At 66.0% G+C, this 13,468-nt stretch carries 17 protein-coding genes; 8 read left to right on the forward strand and 9 right to left on the reverse strand.

Features of this window, described 5'->3' with window-relative positions:
* Window positions 1-29 precede the first annotated feature (29 nt).
* Complete coding sequence (locus tag ABID41_RS00790) at window positions 30-449, forward strand: low affinity iron permease family protein (RefSeq protein WP_331932765.1); 420 nt, start codon at window positions 30-32, stop codon at window positions 447-449.
* Here ABID41_RS00790 and ABID41_RS00795 read toward each other — a convergent pair.
* Genes ABID41_RS00795 through ABID41_RS00805 form a run of 3 tightly spaced genes read right to left on the reverse strand, consistent with a single transcriptional unit; the run spans window position 446 to window position 2,488 of the window.
* Window positions 446-898, reverse strand: coding sequence for an NUDIX domain-containing protein (locus ABID41_RS00795; protein WP_331932766.1), 453 nt, complete (start codon window positions 896-898; stop codon window positions 446-448). The genes ABID41_RS00790 and ABID41_RS00795 overlap by 4 nt on opposite strands.
* Window positions 898-1,896, reverse strand: coding sequence for a phospholipase C/P1 nuclease family protein (locus ABID41_RS00800; protein WP_331932767.1), 999 nt, complete (start codon window positions 1,894-1,896; stop codon window positions 898-900). Before ABID41_RS00800 ends, ABID41_RS00795 begins: the two co-directional genes overlap by 1 nt.
* A gap of 10 nt (window positions 1,897-1,906) precedes the next feature.
* Entirely contained in the window at window positions 1,907-2,488 is a 582-nt protein-coding gene (locus ABID41_RS00805) for a glutathione S-transferase family protein (RefSeq protein ID WP_331932768.1), read from the reverse strand.
* A 168-nt stretch (window positions 2,489-2,656) separates the two neighbouring features.
* Between ABID41_RS00805 and ABID41_RS00810 the strand changes: the two genes are divergently transcribed.
* On the forward strand, window positions 2,657-3,142 hold the full coding sequence (locus ABID41_RS00810; protein ID WP_331932769.1) for a 3D domain-containing protein: 486 nt from the start codon (window positions 2,657-2,659) through the stop codon (window positions 3,140-3,142).
* A gap of 41 nt (window positions 3,143-3,183) precedes the next feature.
* On the opposite strand, the gene purC is transcribed toward ABID41_RS00810, so the two are convergent.
* Window positions 3,184-3,906, reverse strand: a complete 723-nt coding sequence (gene purC / locus ABID41_RS00815) for a phosphoribosylaminoimidazolesuccinocarboxamide synthase (RefSeq protein WP_331932779.1) — start codon at window positions 3,904-3,906, stop codon at window positions 3,184-3,186.
* A 567-nt stretch (window positions 3,907-4,473) separates the two neighbouring features.
* Between purC and ABID41_RS00820 the strand changes: the two genes are divergently transcribed.
* Complete coding sequence (locus ABID41_RS00820) at window positions 4,474-4,725, forward strand: hypothetical protein (RefSeq protein WP_331932770.1); 252 nt, start codon at window positions 4,474-4,476, stop codon at window positions 4,723-4,725.
* A 173-nt stretch (window positions 4,726-4,898) separates the two neighbouring features.
* Window positions 4,899-5,369 (forward strand): hypothetical protein, encoded by a 471-nt coding sequence (locus ABID41_RS00825; RefSeq protein WP_331932771.1) that lies wholly within the window; start codon window positions 4,899-4,901, stop codon window positions 5,367-5,369.
* Window positions 5,370-5,593: 224 nt separating this feature from the next.
* On the opposite strand, the gene ABID41_RS00830 is transcribed toward ABID41_RS00825, so the two are convergent.
* Window positions 5,594-5,887, reverse strand: coding sequence for a hypothetical protein (locus tag ABID41_RS00830; protein WP_331932772.1), 294 nt, complete (start codon window positions 5,885-5,887; stop codon window positions 5,594-5,596).
* Between the two features lie 330 nt (window positions 5,888-6,217).
* Window positions 6,218-6,898 (reverse strand): glycerol-3-phosphate 1-O-acyltransferase PlsY, encoded by a 681-nt coding sequence (plsY, locus tag ABID41_RS00835; protein WP_331932773.1) that lies wholly within the window; start codon window positions 6,896-6,898, stop codon window positions 6,218-6,220.
* Between the two features lie 513 nt (window positions 6,899-7,411).
* Here plsY and nhaA point away from each other — a divergent pair.
* Window positions 7,412-8,629 carry a Na+/H+ antiporter NhaA gene (nhaA, locus tag ABID41_RS00840; protein WP_331932774.1) on the forward strand — a complete coding sequence of 406 codons (1,218 nt, stop codon included), beginning with the start codon at window positions 7,412-7,414 and terminating at the stop codon, window positions 8,627-8,629.
* A 110-nt stretch (window positions 8,630-8,739) separates the two neighbouring features.
* Here the strand turns inward: nhaA and ABID41_RS00845 are convergent, their stop codons facing one another.
* Both ABID41_RS00845 and ABID41_RS00850 read right to left on the reverse strand, forming a co-directional pair.
* A complete protein-coding gene (locus ABID41_RS00845; protein WP_331932775.1) occupies window positions 8,740-9,090 on the reverse strand; it encodes a cupredoxin domain-containing protein in 351 nt (116 codons plus the stop codon).
* Window positions 9,090-9,614, reverse strand: coding sequence for a DUF4142 domain-containing protein (locus ABID41_RS00850; RefSeq protein WP_331932776.1), 525 nt, complete (start codon window positions 9,612-9,614; stop codon window positions 9,090-9,092). Before ABID41_RS00850 ends, ABID41_RS00845 begins: the two co-directional genes overlap by 1 nt.
* Before the next feature lie 152 nt (window positions 9,615-9,766).
* On the opposite strand from ABID41_RS00850, the gene ABID41_RS00855 reads away from it, so the two are divergent.
* The 3 genes from ABID41_RS00855 to ABID41_RS00865 all read left to right on the forward strand — a co-directional run bounded on the left by ABID41_RS00855 (window position 9,767) and on the right by ABID41_RS00865 (window position 12,550).
* A complete protein-coding gene (locus ABID41_RS00855) occupies window positions 9,767-10,462 on the forward strand; it encodes an RNA polymerase sigma factor (protein WP_354296982.1) in 696 nt (231 codons plus the stop codon).
* Window positions 10,463-10,481: 19 nt separating this feature from the next.
* Window positions 10,482-11,057 (forward strand): AAA family ATPase, encoded by a 576-nt coding sequence (locus ABID41_RS00860; RefSeq protein WP_331930247.1) that lies wholly within the window; start codon window positions 10,482-10,484, stop codon window positions 11,055-11,057.
* Window positions 11,058-11,146: 89 nt separating this feature from the next.
* Complete coding sequence (locus tag ABID41_RS00865) at window positions 11,147-12,550, forward strand: sensor histidine kinase (RefSeq protein ID WP_331930245.1); 1,404 nt, start codon at window positions 11,147-11,149, stop codon at window positions 12,548-12,550.
* 65 nt (window positions 12,551-12,615) lie between these two features.
* Here the strand turns inward: ABID41_RS00865 and ABID41_RS00870 are convergent, their stop codons facing one another.
* Window positions 12,616-13,431 carry a ferredoxin--NADP reductase gene (locus ABID41_RS00870; protein ID WP_331930243.1) on the reverse strand — a complete coding sequence of 272 codons (816 nt, stop codon included), beginning with the start codon at window positions 13,429-13,431 and terminating at the stop codon, window positions 12,616-12,618.
* Window positions 13,432-13,468 lie beyond the last annotated feature (37 nt).

A 13,468-nucleotide genomic window follows, 5' to 3' on the forward strand; every position in this document is an offset into this window, starting at 1 on the left:
GCCGCGCAATGCGGCCCGGAGTCCGAAGTATGAGCAAGTTCAGTCAGGACTTTACGAAGTTTGCGACTGTGACAGCCCGGTGGACGGGGCGTCCGGCGGTATTCGCCGTCTGTTGCATGCTGGTGATCGGCTGGGCCATCACCGGGCCTTTATTCAAATTTTCGGACACCTGGCAGTTGGTGATCAATACTTCGACTACCATAATCACGTTCCTCATGGTGTTCCTGATCCAGAACACTCAGAACCGCGACAATAACGCCATTCACGCCAAGTTGGATGAACTGATTCGCGTTGGCAAAGCTCACAACGCCTTCATCGGCATCGAGAATTTGCCCGACAAGGAACTTGAGGCGATCCTCAAGAAGCTTGACGAGGAGGCCGAGGATATTCGCAAGATCAGCGGCGCGATCCCCGATCGCCGGGCCAAGCCAAAGGCGCCGCCGGCCTAGAGCCTCAGCCAGGCCGCCACCGCCCAGGCGTGGGAGTCGTGACGCAGGGCGGTGATCGCCTCCAGCGGCTCCAGCCAGAGCAAGGTGTGGTCGTCCTCGATCTTGAGCGAGGCGTCTTCTGCAATGAATTCAAGGCGATGGAAGCTGCTTCGATTGTTCCAGGCGACGCCTTCGGTGTTCACGAAGTACTGGTCGGCGAGGCCGAACACCTCCCCTGCCCGCACCTTCAGGCCGGCCTCCTCGCCGTACTCGCGGACCACCGCCTGGGCCGAGGTTTCGCCGGGGTCGACGCCGCCTCCAGGCAGGTCGAACCAGGTCGCGTCGTCAGGTTTCCTGACGAACACCACAGCAATCCGCCCATCGCGCGCCAGCAGGCCGAAGGCCGCCGGGCGGTCCGCATAGTCCCGGCCGGGCAGCAAGTCCCCGAATTGCGGAGGTTTTTGCGTCATCAATCGCGCCCGTAGAGCGAGTCGTAGGGGTCGGCCTTGCCGGCCAGCACATCCTCAACGCGCAGGGCCGGCCAACCGACCGTAGCGCGCGGACTGGCGCGCCATGCCGATACGATCATGTCCCGAAGCTCCGAGGCGCCGACCGCCAGCCGCTCGGCCGCGAAGGCCGCCCCGCGCGGATCGCCGCTCGCCAGTCCGCCTGCCTTTTCAAGGCGATAGAGCGGGATCACCTGGGTCGCGGTCTCGCCCAGATAGTCGACCGTCCGCTGCTCGATCGGGCAGTCGCAGGACTTCAGGGGCGTCATCTTGCTGGAAACATCGGCAGGTTTGACGCCGGCGAAGACGATATCGCCCTCGAACGGCCCGTGGATGCGGGCCCGGGTGAACCCCTCCGGATTGGGGAACTCGCCCCAGCCGTTGTAGTGGACGGTCACGTGCAACGGCTGGGCGCCGTCGCCGACATAGTGCGAAAGCTCGCCGATGGCCCCCAGGATCAGCGCCTCGCGCCGGGCGAGGTCACGGACGTACCAGGCCTTGCGGACCCGGTCCTTCTCGCGGGCGGCCATGTAGCTCAGGACGCGCCAATAGCCGAAGTCCTTGGTGAGCTGCTGGTGCTGCTCGATGATCGCATAAGGCAGATAGCCGGCCTTCCAGCTATCGAGGCCCGCGGTCTGCAGGCCCTTCTCGTAGTCGGCCCGCGTCGGCGGCAGGGGCAGGAAGGACGGGCCGCCGAGGATCTTCCCGTCCTCGTCCAGGTCGAGGAAATGAGCGGCGTCGCGGTTGTGGTCGTGGATGCGCCCGGCGCCCTTGGACCGGTCCGGCTCGCGCGACAGCTCACCGACGTCGCGCACCGCCTGGGCGTTGCGCAGGAAGGCCGGGACCTCGCCCGGCAGAGCCTGCATCGCGCTCTCGCCGACCATGCGATGGCCGCTCGACCCCCAGGCCAGCGCCTGGGCGGGCATCAGCAGCAGGGCGGCGGCGATCAGCGGAGCTTTCATGCCGCTCCGTTTAAGCGATCTTGAGCTCGCCCTCCACCCGCTTCACCCAGGCCTTCACCGCCGGATAGCGATCGAGGTCGAAGCCGCCCTCGTGGGCGACGCGGGTATAGGCCACCAGGGCGACGTCGGCGAGGCTGAGCCGGTCGCCGACGAGGAAGGCCCCTCCGGCCAGGCCGTCCTCCAGGCGCTGCAGGGCGCCATTGCCCCGCTCCACCAGCCTGGCGTCGAGATCGGCCAGCGACTTGCCGAGATAACGAACCTGGAAGCGCGCGACCGCGACATAGGGCTCGTGGCTGTACTGCTCCCAGAACATCCATTCGAACATCCTGGCGCGGAGATAGGGATCGGCGGGGATCAGGGCGGAGCCTTCCGCGAGGTGCAGGATGATCGCGTTGGACTGGGCCAGCGGACGGCCGTCGTCCAGGATCACGGTGGGCACCTGGCCGGCTGGATTGATCGCCAGGAAGGCCTGAGTCCGAGACTCACTTTTCAAAACATCGGTTTCGATCCACTCGTAAGAGAGGTCCAGGAGGTCGGCGACCCAGCGCACCTTGAGACAATTCCCGGAAATAGAATCTCCGTAGATCCGCATACGAAACCCCTTCTCTGACAAGGGGTTGATAGCGCTCGCCAAGACGCCGTGGAAGTCACGGCGCCTATATGTCGCTGTTAGAGAAACTTCACTAGGGGTTGATCCGGCGTTCGGAGTCCGGGTACGAAGGCCGCCGCTGGAAAGATCAACGACGAAGGAGCCGCCGTCATGCGACGTCGCCTCGCCGCCCTTGCCGCCCTTCCTCTCTTCCTGGGGCTGTCTCAAAGCGCGCAAGCTGCGCCCGCCAAAGACCCGCTTGGCGACCTCATCGTCTCGGCCCTGACCGGGGCCCTGCCGGGCACGCCCGAGTTCAGTATGCGGGCCACGCTCTATCACGTCGGCGCCAAGGGCGTCGGCACCCTGGACTCCCTGGGCTGCAAGGTGGTCGCGATGCGCACCGTGGCCGTGGACACCAAGGTGATCCCGCGCCGGACCAAGCTGTTCATCAAGGAAACCGTCGGCCTGCCGATGCCCGACGGCCGCGCCCATGACGGCTACTGGTACGCCACCGACACCGGCGGCGCGATCAAGGGCAACAAGATCGATCTCTTCACCGGCCATGGCTCGTCCTCGATGAAGCCGCTGATGGCCATGAACCTCGCCAAGCTGAGCGTCGCCAAGGTCGGCGAATTCAAGGGCTGCCCCCCGGCGTAAGGCGCTCTCCGCCTCCGGAGACGGGAGCGCCCTGAGCGGACCTACAGCGCGATGCCGAGGCGGTGGGCCACTTCGGCGTAGCCTTCGACGACGTCGCCGAGGTCGCGGCGGAAACGGTCCTTGTCGAGCTTCTCATTGGTCCGGCTGTCCCAGAGCCGGCAGCTATCGGGGCTGATCTCGTCGGCCAGGATGACGTGCGAGACCTCGCCCTCCCGCACGCGCCCGAACTCCAACTTGAAATCCACCAGCGTGATGCCGACCGCGCCGAACACCCCACGGAGGTCGTCGTTGATCCTGCGCGTCAGGGCCACGATGTCGTCGATCTCCTGGGTCGAAGCCCAGTTGAAGGCGGCGATGTGCTCCTCGGCCACCGGCGGGTCGTGAAGCTTGTCGTCCTTCAGGTAGAACTCGACGATCGGGCGCGGCAGGGTCTGGCCCTCCGGCAGGCCGAAGCGCTGCGAGAGCGAGCCCGCGACGATGTTGCGGCAGACCACCTCGAGCGGGATGATCTCGACTTCCCTGATCAGTTGCTCGGACAGATTGAGCCGCTTGATGAAGTGGGTCTGCACGCCGATCGAGCTCAGCCGCCGCATCACGAACTCGCTGATGCGGTTGTTGATGACGCCCTTGCCTTCGAGCACTGCGCGCTTCCGGGCGTCGAAGGCGGTCGTGTCGTCCTTGAAGAACTGGATCAGCGTGCCGGGCTCGGGGCCCTCGTAGAGGATCTTGGCCTTGCCCTCGTAGATCTTCCTGCGGCGGGCCATGCGGTCGGCGCTCAAGGATCGCCGCGCCTCGACCTCGGCCTTCAGCCTGGGCCAGCTAGGGTAGCCATGCCCCCTCGCCACCACCGCAAGCGCCTTCGAGAGGGCCACTTGCGCCACATCAGCGTCAGGGAACACGGCCAGGATCCGGTTTTGCGACGAGGGGTCACCCGATCGACAGTCCCGCTGGAGAGCCCGCGCCAAGTCGCGAAGCCGACGGAGATCAGGATTGCTGGGAAGTACGCTGCGCACGATCGTCCTCCTTTCAAGGAGCCCGAGGTCCGCATACCGGGCAGAAAGAAGGCAGGCGAAATGTGCAGTTCAGGGGCGGGCTTGAAGCCCTTTCCGCGGACCGGACGCGCGCCTGACGCGTAGATGGCCTGTATGCCATGAACCGGCATCGAGGCAATAGCTGGGTCGGAGGTTGAACGCCTCGGCAAAGCGCTGGGGGCATGCGGCGCGGACGTTGCACGGTTGAGGCATCGGTCAGCGCCAAGCGGACTCGCCGGTTGTCCGAGAAGGGTGGGGAGCGGACGCGTGGCTGTTAGGCTCCGCCGCGAGGAGCAACACATGATCTGGAATGTGATCGACAAGCGAACTCGCCCCTACCGGTGGGCGAAGATCAACGCGATTATTGAAGCGACTTGGCACGACAACACCGTCGCGGACACCGATATCGCTCCACCTCCTAGGTCCGCTGAAGAGGAGGTCACATATGACCAGCGCGAGAGCCTGAGCCTGCATGAAGCGATTACGTGGGCGAACGACCAGTCCTGCCCTGTGACTCTCTACCTGTATGACGAGGGCGCTGGCACCTCCTGAAAGGACAGAGTCTGAGGTGGGTCGGCTTCGGTCTGTCGAGACGTTCCCGCAAGCGGACCGAGAGCTAGGTCGGCTTTTCGTCCCGGGGCTTTGGTCTCCTAGTGGCGCAGTCGCGCCCAATCACACGAGAACGGCCGTTGATCTCGGCGGGAGCCTAGGGTGAAGGTTGTTTGATGAGCATGCCCCACATCGTCACCTTCTTCGCGCTGCTCACTTTCGCAGTTCCAGCTAGCGCATCAGCGGCAAAAACGGTGGAGGCGTGCGATGTGGCCGAGCGTCCTCGAGATTATCAGCGCCAGAAGTTTACAGTCGCAACTGATCTCACAATCGACATGCGTCACGGCGCTTTGTTGAATCACGAGGCCTATCCTGAATGTAAGGGCATCTTGTTTGCCGTAGTCCCCAATACGCCGGCCGCCGCGGCATATCGTGAAATTGAAGACGCGATGCTTGGGGTGACTTACTTTCGTCGGCACACGCGCCGTGCGCCCAGTGTATGGCTGGACTTGCACGGCATTAGGGTGAGAGCCACGGGCGCAATGTTCTGCAGCAGCGCCAGCGAACACGATTGCCAAATGCACGTCACCGACCTTCGAGATGTGGCGTATCCGCCGAGCTTCCCAACTGAGATGCGCCCGAGGTAGGCCTGGTTCACAAGAGTTTCGGTCGTCGCTTTGGGGTCGATTTCGGTCCCAAACCTTGTCGCCGATCGCGATGGTCACGCAAGCGGACCTTCAAAAGAGTCCGCTCTCAGCCTCACCGCCAACGTCCGCTAGTGGCGCCAAGCTGTTGCTCCGGGGCGGACTAGGTGTCCTGCCGTGAAGCGGACTCGCCGAATGGCTCTGCGGGGTGGATTGGGGACGTTGGCTCATTTCGTGAGAGCGGCGGCGGCGACTGAGATAATCTGCTCTACGAGATGTTCGGTATTGGTGCCGATGTAGGCGTCCATCCGCCAGCGAGCCTCTAAGAAATGCTGTCCGCTTGGACCTTCCAGAAACGGCACAATTTCCTCGAGCTCGGGTTCAGTGAACTCCCAATTGATGTGGCTCGCGTACTCCGCCTGCCATGTGAGCCGATGAGGTTCGTAGGCGAGCCGCAGGGCATCCAAGGTCTCGCTGAAGCTTGCTCCGGCGGCAGTAAGAAGTGGGGAGCCACCGAGCATAGCGCTCTAAGAAGCCGCCGCCGTCGATCCGCGCTTGAATACCGCTCGCTGCCATGAAGCGAGTGATGAGCGCAGTCTTGGCTGCACTCGGAGGTTCATCGATCTGAGCGGAAGTCATGCTCGTGCCGGTCCTAAAGTTGGCTGCACCCTAGCGTGACCTTGAAGGTCCGCAATGTCAGGCTATGACGTCGAGACATGTTGGCCCTTGGTCTTTGACCCGAAGCAGACTGATCAAGGGTTCGCAATGGGTCGCAAGCTGAAATGGCCCGACCGTCCACGAGCGGATCTGCCGCGTCCGCAAATCGCATTCAGGCTGAGGACTGCGGCCCGTTAGCGGCCGCTCACTCCTGGCTGCGAAGTGCGCCCAAGCCGTGGCTCCGTGCCAGCGAGCAGCCGCTTGATGTTGGCTCGATGACGAACAATCACGAACGCGGCGCCCGCGATCACCAGCACCCGATAAGGAAGGGGCTCGTCGAGGCCGCATACCAGGGCGACCGCTGTCAATGCGGCCAGCATCGAACTCACCGACATTATCCGGAAGAGAGCCAGGGTGACCCCGAAGACGGTCAAGGCGCCCAAAGCGACTGTCCACGACATTGCCGCCAGCACGCCGACGCCGGCCGCAACGGACTTGCCGCCGGTGAAGTTCAGCCAAATCGAACGGGCGTGCCCCAGCAAGACGGCAAGTCCGGCGAGACAGACGGCCCAGGCAACGAACGATGACGGCTCGACCCATGCCGCCGGCTTTGTGGCGGGCCATACTAAAAGGGCTTGGGATAGCCAGCGGATGAAGACGATCGCCGCCGCTCCCTTCAGCGCGTCTATCGCCAGCACCGCAGCGAAGGGCCGGAGCCCCAGCGTCCGAAGGACATTCGTCGCCCCAGTCGAGTTGGAGCCATGCTCCCGGATATCGATACCCTTGAGAAATTTGCCCGCCAGGAAGCCGGTCGGCGTGGAACCGAGAAGGTAGGCGATCCCCAACCCAAGCGCGCTCATCAGCCAAAAGAGCATCGGCTCCCCCCGTCCCCGTCATTGAGCACTTCCGCTTAACGGCGGATTGGAAGCAAGCTGCCACCTCTAGGGACAAACGGGGGGCCCGCGTGAAGTCCGCCTCACTGAAGCATAACGACCCTTGGAGAGGTGTTGAACAAGCAGCTTCAGGAGCTGCTCGTCGACGCATTCCCCGATTTGGAAGGCGACTACTATGGCGCAAACCCGCCAGACTGAATTTTCGTCGGCTTCGATGGGGAGCGGCCTGTCGCCCATCTAGCGGCGTACAAGCGGAAGGCGAAGCGGGACGATGATCCAATAGAGATCGGTATGATCGGCGGCGTAGCTGTCACGCCCTCGTTTCTTCACCGAAGAATCTGCGGTCGGGCTTGACCTTGACGGCGATGCTGACGATTTTCGGGACAGATATCAGGCCGCTTCGGCGGCCAGGCCGCGCCCCTGGTGGCGAACTCGGTCCGGCGTCCGTCGATAACCTGACGCCACGACAGCTCGATCCAATTCCTGGAGGCCGCCGTGGGGAACACGCCTGACACCGCTCATCACAAGCCCGCATCGGCGCTGCGCGCCTTTCTCCGGCAGGAAGCCTCGGGCGGCTACGTCCTGATGGCGGCGGCGGCCCTGGCGCTGGTGGTCGCCAACACGCCCTTGGCCGAGACCTATTTCGCGGTGCTGGACCACCATCTCGGCTTCGCGGTCGGGCCGCTGGCGCTCGAGGAAAGCGTCCTGCACTGGATCAACGACGGGCTGATGGCCGTCTTCTTCCTGCTGGTCGGGCTGGAGATCAAACGCGAGGTCCTGGACGGCCAGCTTTCGCGGCCGTCGCGGGTCGTCCTGCCCGGCCTGGCGGCGCTGGGCGGCGTCGCCGCGCCCGCGCTGATCTATCTCGCCTTCAACGCCGCCCATCCCGACAGCCGCGCGGGCTGGGCGATCCCGTCGGCCACCGACATCGCCTTCGCCCTGGGCGTCGTCGCCCTGCTGGGCGATCGGGTCCCGAGCTCGCTCAAGATCTTCCTGACCGCCATTGCGATCATGGACGACCTGGCGGCGATCCTGATCATCGCGGTCTTCTATACCGCGCAGTTGCACCTCGAGGCCTTGATGGCCGCCGGCGGCGTCATGGCGCTGCTGCTGGCGTTCAACCGGCTGCGCATCACCTCGCTCTGGCCCTATCTGATCGCCGGGCTGGCGATGTGGTTCTTCGTGCTGGAGTCCGGCGTTCACGCCACCCTGGCCGGCGTGGCCCTGGCGATGTTCATCCCCCTGCGCAGGAGCCCCGGCGCTCCGGACGACGCAGCCTCGCCGCTGCATCGATTGGAGCAGGCCCTGCACAAGCCGACCGCCTTCCTGATCGTGCCGCTGTTCGGCTTTGCGAACGCGGGGCTGTCCTTCGCGGGGGTCAGTCTGGCGAGCCTGGCCGACCCGGTTCCATTGGGCGTGGCCCTGGGTCTCTTCGTCGGGAAGCAGTTGGGCGTGTTCCTGACCGCCGCGGCGATCATCAAGCTGGGCTGGGCTCACATGCCCAGGGACGCCTCCTGGGGCCAGCTCTATGGCGTGGCCGTGTTGTGCGGCATCGGTTTCACCATGAGCCTGTTCATCGGCAATCTGGCCTTCGCCCAGGCGCACCTGATCGACCAGACGAAGATCGGGGTGCTGGTGGGATCCCTGGCCTCGGCGCTGCTCGGCCTGGCGATCCTGCGTATCGTACGCCGCGACGGCCAGAGGCCGGACTAGAGCCTTTCAGGGCTAGATGGAATCATCTAGCCCGTCGGAAAAGGCTCTACTTTCTTAGTGTTAGAGCGCGTTCGAGCGGCGAAACCGCGTACACTTTCGCCTAACGCGCTCTAGGTCCGAGCCGCGGGGCGCACCAGGAGCCTGCCTTTCATGCCCGGGTGATAGCGGCAGGTGAACGCGACGGCGCCGGGGCGCGTCAGTTCGATCCGCGCGCTTTTCCCGATGGGCAGCTCGACATCGAAGCTCTTGTCGGAGGCCGTCGCGGTGTGCACGAACATGTCGTGGTTGACCCACAGGATGGCGTCTCCGACCCGGAGATCGGAGGGGATCGGCCCAAACCTCATCTTGTCGATGACGATCGTGAAGGTCCTGGGCGGCCTGCCGGCGGCCGGAGACGCCGCCCCTGCTGCGAGGACCAATGCCGCGACGCCGATCCGGGCCAGCGCCTCGCGCCGCAGCATCACTGAAGCTCCGCGGCCACGTGCTCGGCGTGGCTCTGATGCTCAGTGAACAGGGTCAGCCCGGTCTCGAGCAGCGACTTCAGCTCGCCGTTCTGCGCCTTCGGGATGAGCGTGTCGTGCAGCGCGCCGTTGACGGTGCGGTGGAAGGCCACCTCGCCTTCGACATAGGCGCGGTCGAATTCGGCGCCCGAAAGCTTCGAAAGCTTGGCGGACTGCTCGGCGGCCTGGCTCGACAGGGCCTGGCTGGTCGCGTTGGCCTGCGGCGTGACGCCGAGCTTCTTCACCAGGGCCAGCGCCTTGTCGTTCACGGCGGCGTGGTCGCGAACCATCTCGGCGGCGAAGTCACGCACCGCCTTGTTGTCCGACTTCGCCAGGGCCTGCTTGCCGGCGTCCACGTCGATCTGGCCGGCGGTATAGGCGATGTGCGCGATCTGGGCGTCGTTCAGCGCCGGCCCCTGTGCGGCCGCAGCCCCCGAAATCGCCAGCCCGCCCACAGTCAGCGCGACGGCCAATCTTCTCAGCATGTCTTGTCCTCCGGTTCGCCCCGATCCAGCATCGGCGCTCTCCATTTGACGCCGGAGGCGCGCAAAGGCGCCCGCTTGCTTTTCCGGGCGCTTTTTCGGGGTTCGGGCGTCCAAGAGTGAGCGGGCCTGATCGAGCCGGCCTGGAGGAGTTCGTGAACGCAGCCATCCCTCACCCCGACTGTTCCGACTTGAGCGATGCGGAACTGGCCCGCCGGTTCGGCGCACGCGACCCGGCGGCGGTGCGCGCCATCACCCAGCGCCACAACCAGCGCCTGTTCCGAGCGGCCTGGGCCGTGCTACGCAATCACGCCGAGGCCGAGGACGTCGTGCAGACCACCTATGTCCGCGCCTTCGCCGCCATCGAAAGCTTCGAGGGCCGCGCCTCGCTCTCCACCTGGCTGACCCGGATCGCCCTCAACGAGGCGCTCGGCCGGGCCCGCGCCGCGCGCCGCCGCCGAGCCCGGCTCGACGCGGACTCCGTCACCGATCTCGACCAGTACCGAGAAAAGCTCATGCAAGGATCGAAGGCCCAGGACGGCCCGGAAACCGCCGCGGCGGTCAAGCAGGTGAGCAGGCTGCTGGAAGCGGCGATCGCCGGCCTGCCCACGGAATTTCGGCTGGTGTTCGTCATGCAGCAGGTCGAGGGGCTGAGCATCGAGGAGATCGCTCAAACCCTCGGCATCCTGCCGGCCACGGCCAAGACGCGCCTGGTGCGCGCCAGGCGGCGGCTTCAGCAGGCCCTCGAGGCGGACCTCAAGGACAGCCTGGCCGGCGCCTTCCCCTTCGCCGGCGCCGACTGCGCTGCGCTGACGGAGCGGACGGTCGCGGCGATCTGCGGGGACGATTGAGGTCGCAAAGGGCTGGCGCGTGACGATCGACAAACCGAACTTCTTCCTGCTGACCGGCGGGCCTGGCGTCGGCAAGACGGCGCTGATCGAGGAACTGCGCCGGCGGGGCGAGCGGGTGGTGGAGGAGACTCACCGGCGCATCATCCGCGAGGAGGTCGCCCGCGGCGGGCGCGCCCTGCCCTGGCTGGACGCGTCGGCCTATATGGCGCGGGCGGCGCGCGAGGACATCGCCATCTTCGAGGCCATGGCCGGCGTGAGCGAGCGGGTGTTCTTCGACCGGGGCATCCTCGACAGCCTGCCGCAGCGTGGCGAGCCGGAGGACTGGCTGGCGGAGGCGATGCTGGACCGGCGCTACAACGCGCGGGTCTTCATTCCGCCGCCCTGGAAGGCGATCTATCGCCAGGACGCCGAGCGCAAGCAGAGCTTCGCCGAATGCCAGGCGACGCATGCAGCGATCGAGCGCCTCTGCCGCCGCTGGGGCTATGAGCCGGTGGAGGTCCCTCGGGCGGACGTCGCTGCACGCGCCGATTTTGTTCTGAAGCTGGCGCAACCCACAGCCGAGGGCGAGACGCAAGACCGCTTGCCCGCGACCTGAAGTCTCGTTGACCCCGGGGGCGTCCGACGGCCATCTTCCAAGGCCCAGGTAACAACCGTGGCGTGTGTCTTTTGGTGGGGCGAGTTCCGGTGCGTACCGAGGCCGACGGCGAAGTTAGGTCCGCCTTGCAGGCGAGCGCGCTCTCCGGCGTCCTCACGGCCCTGCGCCAGGCGCCCCTGGGGATCGCGATCTTCGACCGCGAGATGCGCTACCTGGCGGCGTCCAGCCGCTATCTGACCGAGCAGGGCCTCCCGGGCGAGACGCCGATCGCCGGCCGGGCGCACTACGAGCTCTTCCCCGAGGTGCCCCAGCGCTGGCGCGACATCCACGCCCAGGCGCTGCGCGACGGCGCCGAGCTGAGCCACGAAGCCGACTCCTTCGTCCGCCACGACGGGCGGACCGATTGGGTGCGCTGGTCGGTGAGCCCCTGGCGGACCGACGAGGGCGAGATCGGCGGGATCGTCCTCTACACCGAGTTCGTGACCGGGGCGGTGGCGGCGCGAGCCAGGCTCGAGGCGGCCGAGGCGCGCTATCGAGCCGTGTTCGACCAGGCCGCGATGGCGGTGGCGCGGGTGGCGCCGGAAGGAGCCTTCCTGGAGGTCAACGACCAGTTCTGCGCCATGACCGGCTATGACCGCGACGAGCTGGCGCAGATGCGGTTCCAGGACATCACCCACCCCGGCGACATGGAGCGCAGCCTCGCCTACACCCAGACCCTGCTGGCCGGCGAGATCGGCACCTACTCGATCGAGAAGCGGCATATCGCCAAGAACGGCGAGCCCTTGTGGCACAACCTGACGGTCTCGCTGGTCCGCGACGGCGCCGGGACGCCGGCCTACTTCGTCACCATCATGTACGACATCGGCGCGCGCAAGCGGGCCGAGGCCGAGCAGAAGCGCTACGAAGATCAGCTCAAGCTGATGATCAACGAGCTGAACCACCGGGTGAAGAACACCCTGGCGACGGTGCAGTCGATGGCCTCGCAGACCTTGCGGGGCGAGGCCGATCCGGCGGTGGCCTACGAGAAGCTCTCGTCCCGCCTGCTTGGCCTGTCGCAGGCGCACGACGTGCTGACCCGAGAGCGCTGGCACGGCGCCAACCTGGACGAGGTGATCGAACGGGCGCTCAAGCCGTTCGTGGGCGCGGCGCCCGAGCGGGTGGCGATGAGCGGCCCGGCGGTCCGCCTGCCGCCTGAGGGCGCGCTTTCGCTGGCGATGATGTTCCACGAACTGGCGACCAACGCCGTGAAGTACGGGGCGTTCTCCGTCGAGGGCGGACGCATCGAGCTGGACTGGTCGCTGGATCGCGGGCGGCTGGAACTGACCTGGCGGGAGGTCGACGGCCCGCCGGTGAGCCCGCCGACGCGGGTGGGCTTCGGCTCGCGCCTGATCGAGCGCGGCCTACGCGGGGAACTGAAGGGCGAGGCCAAGCTGACCTATGCGCCCGAGGGGCTGATCTGCACGATCCAGGCGAACCTCAAGCCGGAGAGCTGAGGGGGCCGGTGGCGGCGCGATCGTCGGCGCCGCCATGACGAAACCGGATGGCGCGAGAGATCGCCTCAGGTCTCGACGAAGGCCTTTTCGAGGACGAAGTCGCCGGGAGCGGAGATCGAGCCTTCGACGTAGCCGCGGTCCAGGAGGATGGTCTTCAGGTCGGCCAGGACCGAGGGACCGCCGCAGAGCATCAGGCGGTCCACCGCCGGGTCGAGCGGCGGGACGCCGAGGTCCTCGAAGATCTTGCCCGAGGTGATGAGATCCGTGACGCGGCCCTGGGTCTTGAAGGGCTCGCGGGTCACGGTCGGGTAGTAGCGGAGCTTGTCGCCGATCACCTCGCTGAGGATCTCGTCCTCGCGCAGGTCCTTGGTGAACAGCTCGCTATAGTTCAGGTCGGCCACGTTGCGCACGGTGTGGGTGACGATCACCTCGTCGAAGCGCTCGTAGACTTCCGGGTCGCGGGCCAGCGAGAGCCAGGGGGCCAGGCCCGTGCCGGTGCCGATCATGTAGAGCCGCTTGCCGGGCTTGAGGCCGTCGAGCACCAGGGTGCCGGTGGGCTTCTTGCCGATCAGGACCTCATCGCCGACCTTGATCTTCTGCAGGCGCGAGGTCAGCGGGCCGTCGGAGACCTTGATCGAGTAGAACTCGAGCTCGTCGTGCCAGGCGGGGCTGGCGATAGAATAGGCGCGCACCAGCGGCTTGCCGTCGACTTCCAGCCCGACCATCACGAACTGGCCCGAGGAGAAGCGCAGGCCCGGGTCGCGGGTGGTGCGGAACGAGAACAACTGGTCGGTCCAGTGGCGGACCCAGGTGACGGTCTCGACCATGAAGGCGCCGCGCGCCTTGGAAGCGGCCGGGGCCGTAGCGGTTACGTCGGTCATAACGGCTCTCTAACTAAGACCAATCTGCGTGTCATTA

The sequence above is a fragment of the Phenylobacterium koreense genome (assembly GCF_040545335.1).
Taxonomy (GTDB): domain Bacteria; phylum Pseudomonadota; class Alphaproteobacteria; order Caulobacterales; family Caulobacteraceae; genus Phenylobacterium; species Phenylobacterium koreense.

Bases quoted from the DNA above. Each gene is read 5' to 3' on its own strand.
- ABID41_RS00870 (WP_331930243.1), bottom strand. From the start codon at position 13,431: ATGACCGACGTAACCGCTACGGCCCCGGCCGCTTCCAAGGCGCGCGGC.
- ABID41_RS00820 (WP_331932770.1), top strand. From the start codon at position 4,474: ATGATCTGGAATGTGATCGACAAGCGAACTCGCCCCTACCGGTGGGCG.
- purC (WP_331932779.1), bottom strand. From the start codon at position 3,906: ATGGCCCGCCGCAGGAAGATCTACGAGGGCAAGGCCAAGATCCTCTAC.
- ABID41_RS00805 (WP_331932768.1), bottom strand. From the start codon at position 2,488: ATGCGGATCTACGGAGATTCTATTTCCGGGAATTGTCTCAAGGTGCGC.
- ABID41_RS00795 (WP_331932766.1), bottom strand. From the start codon at position 898: ATGACGCAAAAACCTCCGCAATTCGGGGACTTGCTGCCCGGCCGGGAC.
- ABID41_RS00845 (WP_331932775.1), bottom strand. From the start codon at position 9,090: ATGCTGCGGCGCGAGGCGCTGGCCCGGATCGGCGTCGCGGCATTGGTC.
- ABID41_RS00800 (WP_331932767.1), bottom strand. From the start codon at position 1,896: ATGAAAGCTCCGCTGATCGCCGCCGCCCTGCTGCTGATGCCCGCCCAG.
- ABID41_RS00790 (WP_331932765.1), top strand. From the start codon at position 30: ATGAGCAAGTTCAGTCAGGACTTTACGAAGTTTGCGACTGTGACAGCC.
- ABID41_RS00850 (WP_331932776.1), bottom strand. From the start codon at position 9,614: ATGCTGAGAAGATTGGCCGTCGCGCTGACTGTGGGCGGGCTGGCGATT.
- ABID41_RS00830 (WP_331932772.1), bottom strand. From the start codon at position 5,887: ATGCTCGGTGGCTCCCCACTTCTTACTGCCGCCGGAGCAAGCTTCAGC.
- plsY (WP_331932773.1), bottom strand. From the start codon at position 6,898: ATGCTCTTTTGGCTGATGAGCGCGCTTGGGTTGGGGATCGCCTACCTT.
- ABID41_RS00810 (WP_331932769.1), top strand. From the start codon at position 2,657: ATGCGACGTCGCCTCGCCGCCCTTGCCGCCCTTCCTCTCTTCCTGGGG.
- ABID41_RS00825 (WP_331932771.1), top strand. From the start codon at position 4,899: ATGAGCATGCCCCACATCGTCACCTTCTTCGCGCTGCTCACTTTCGCA.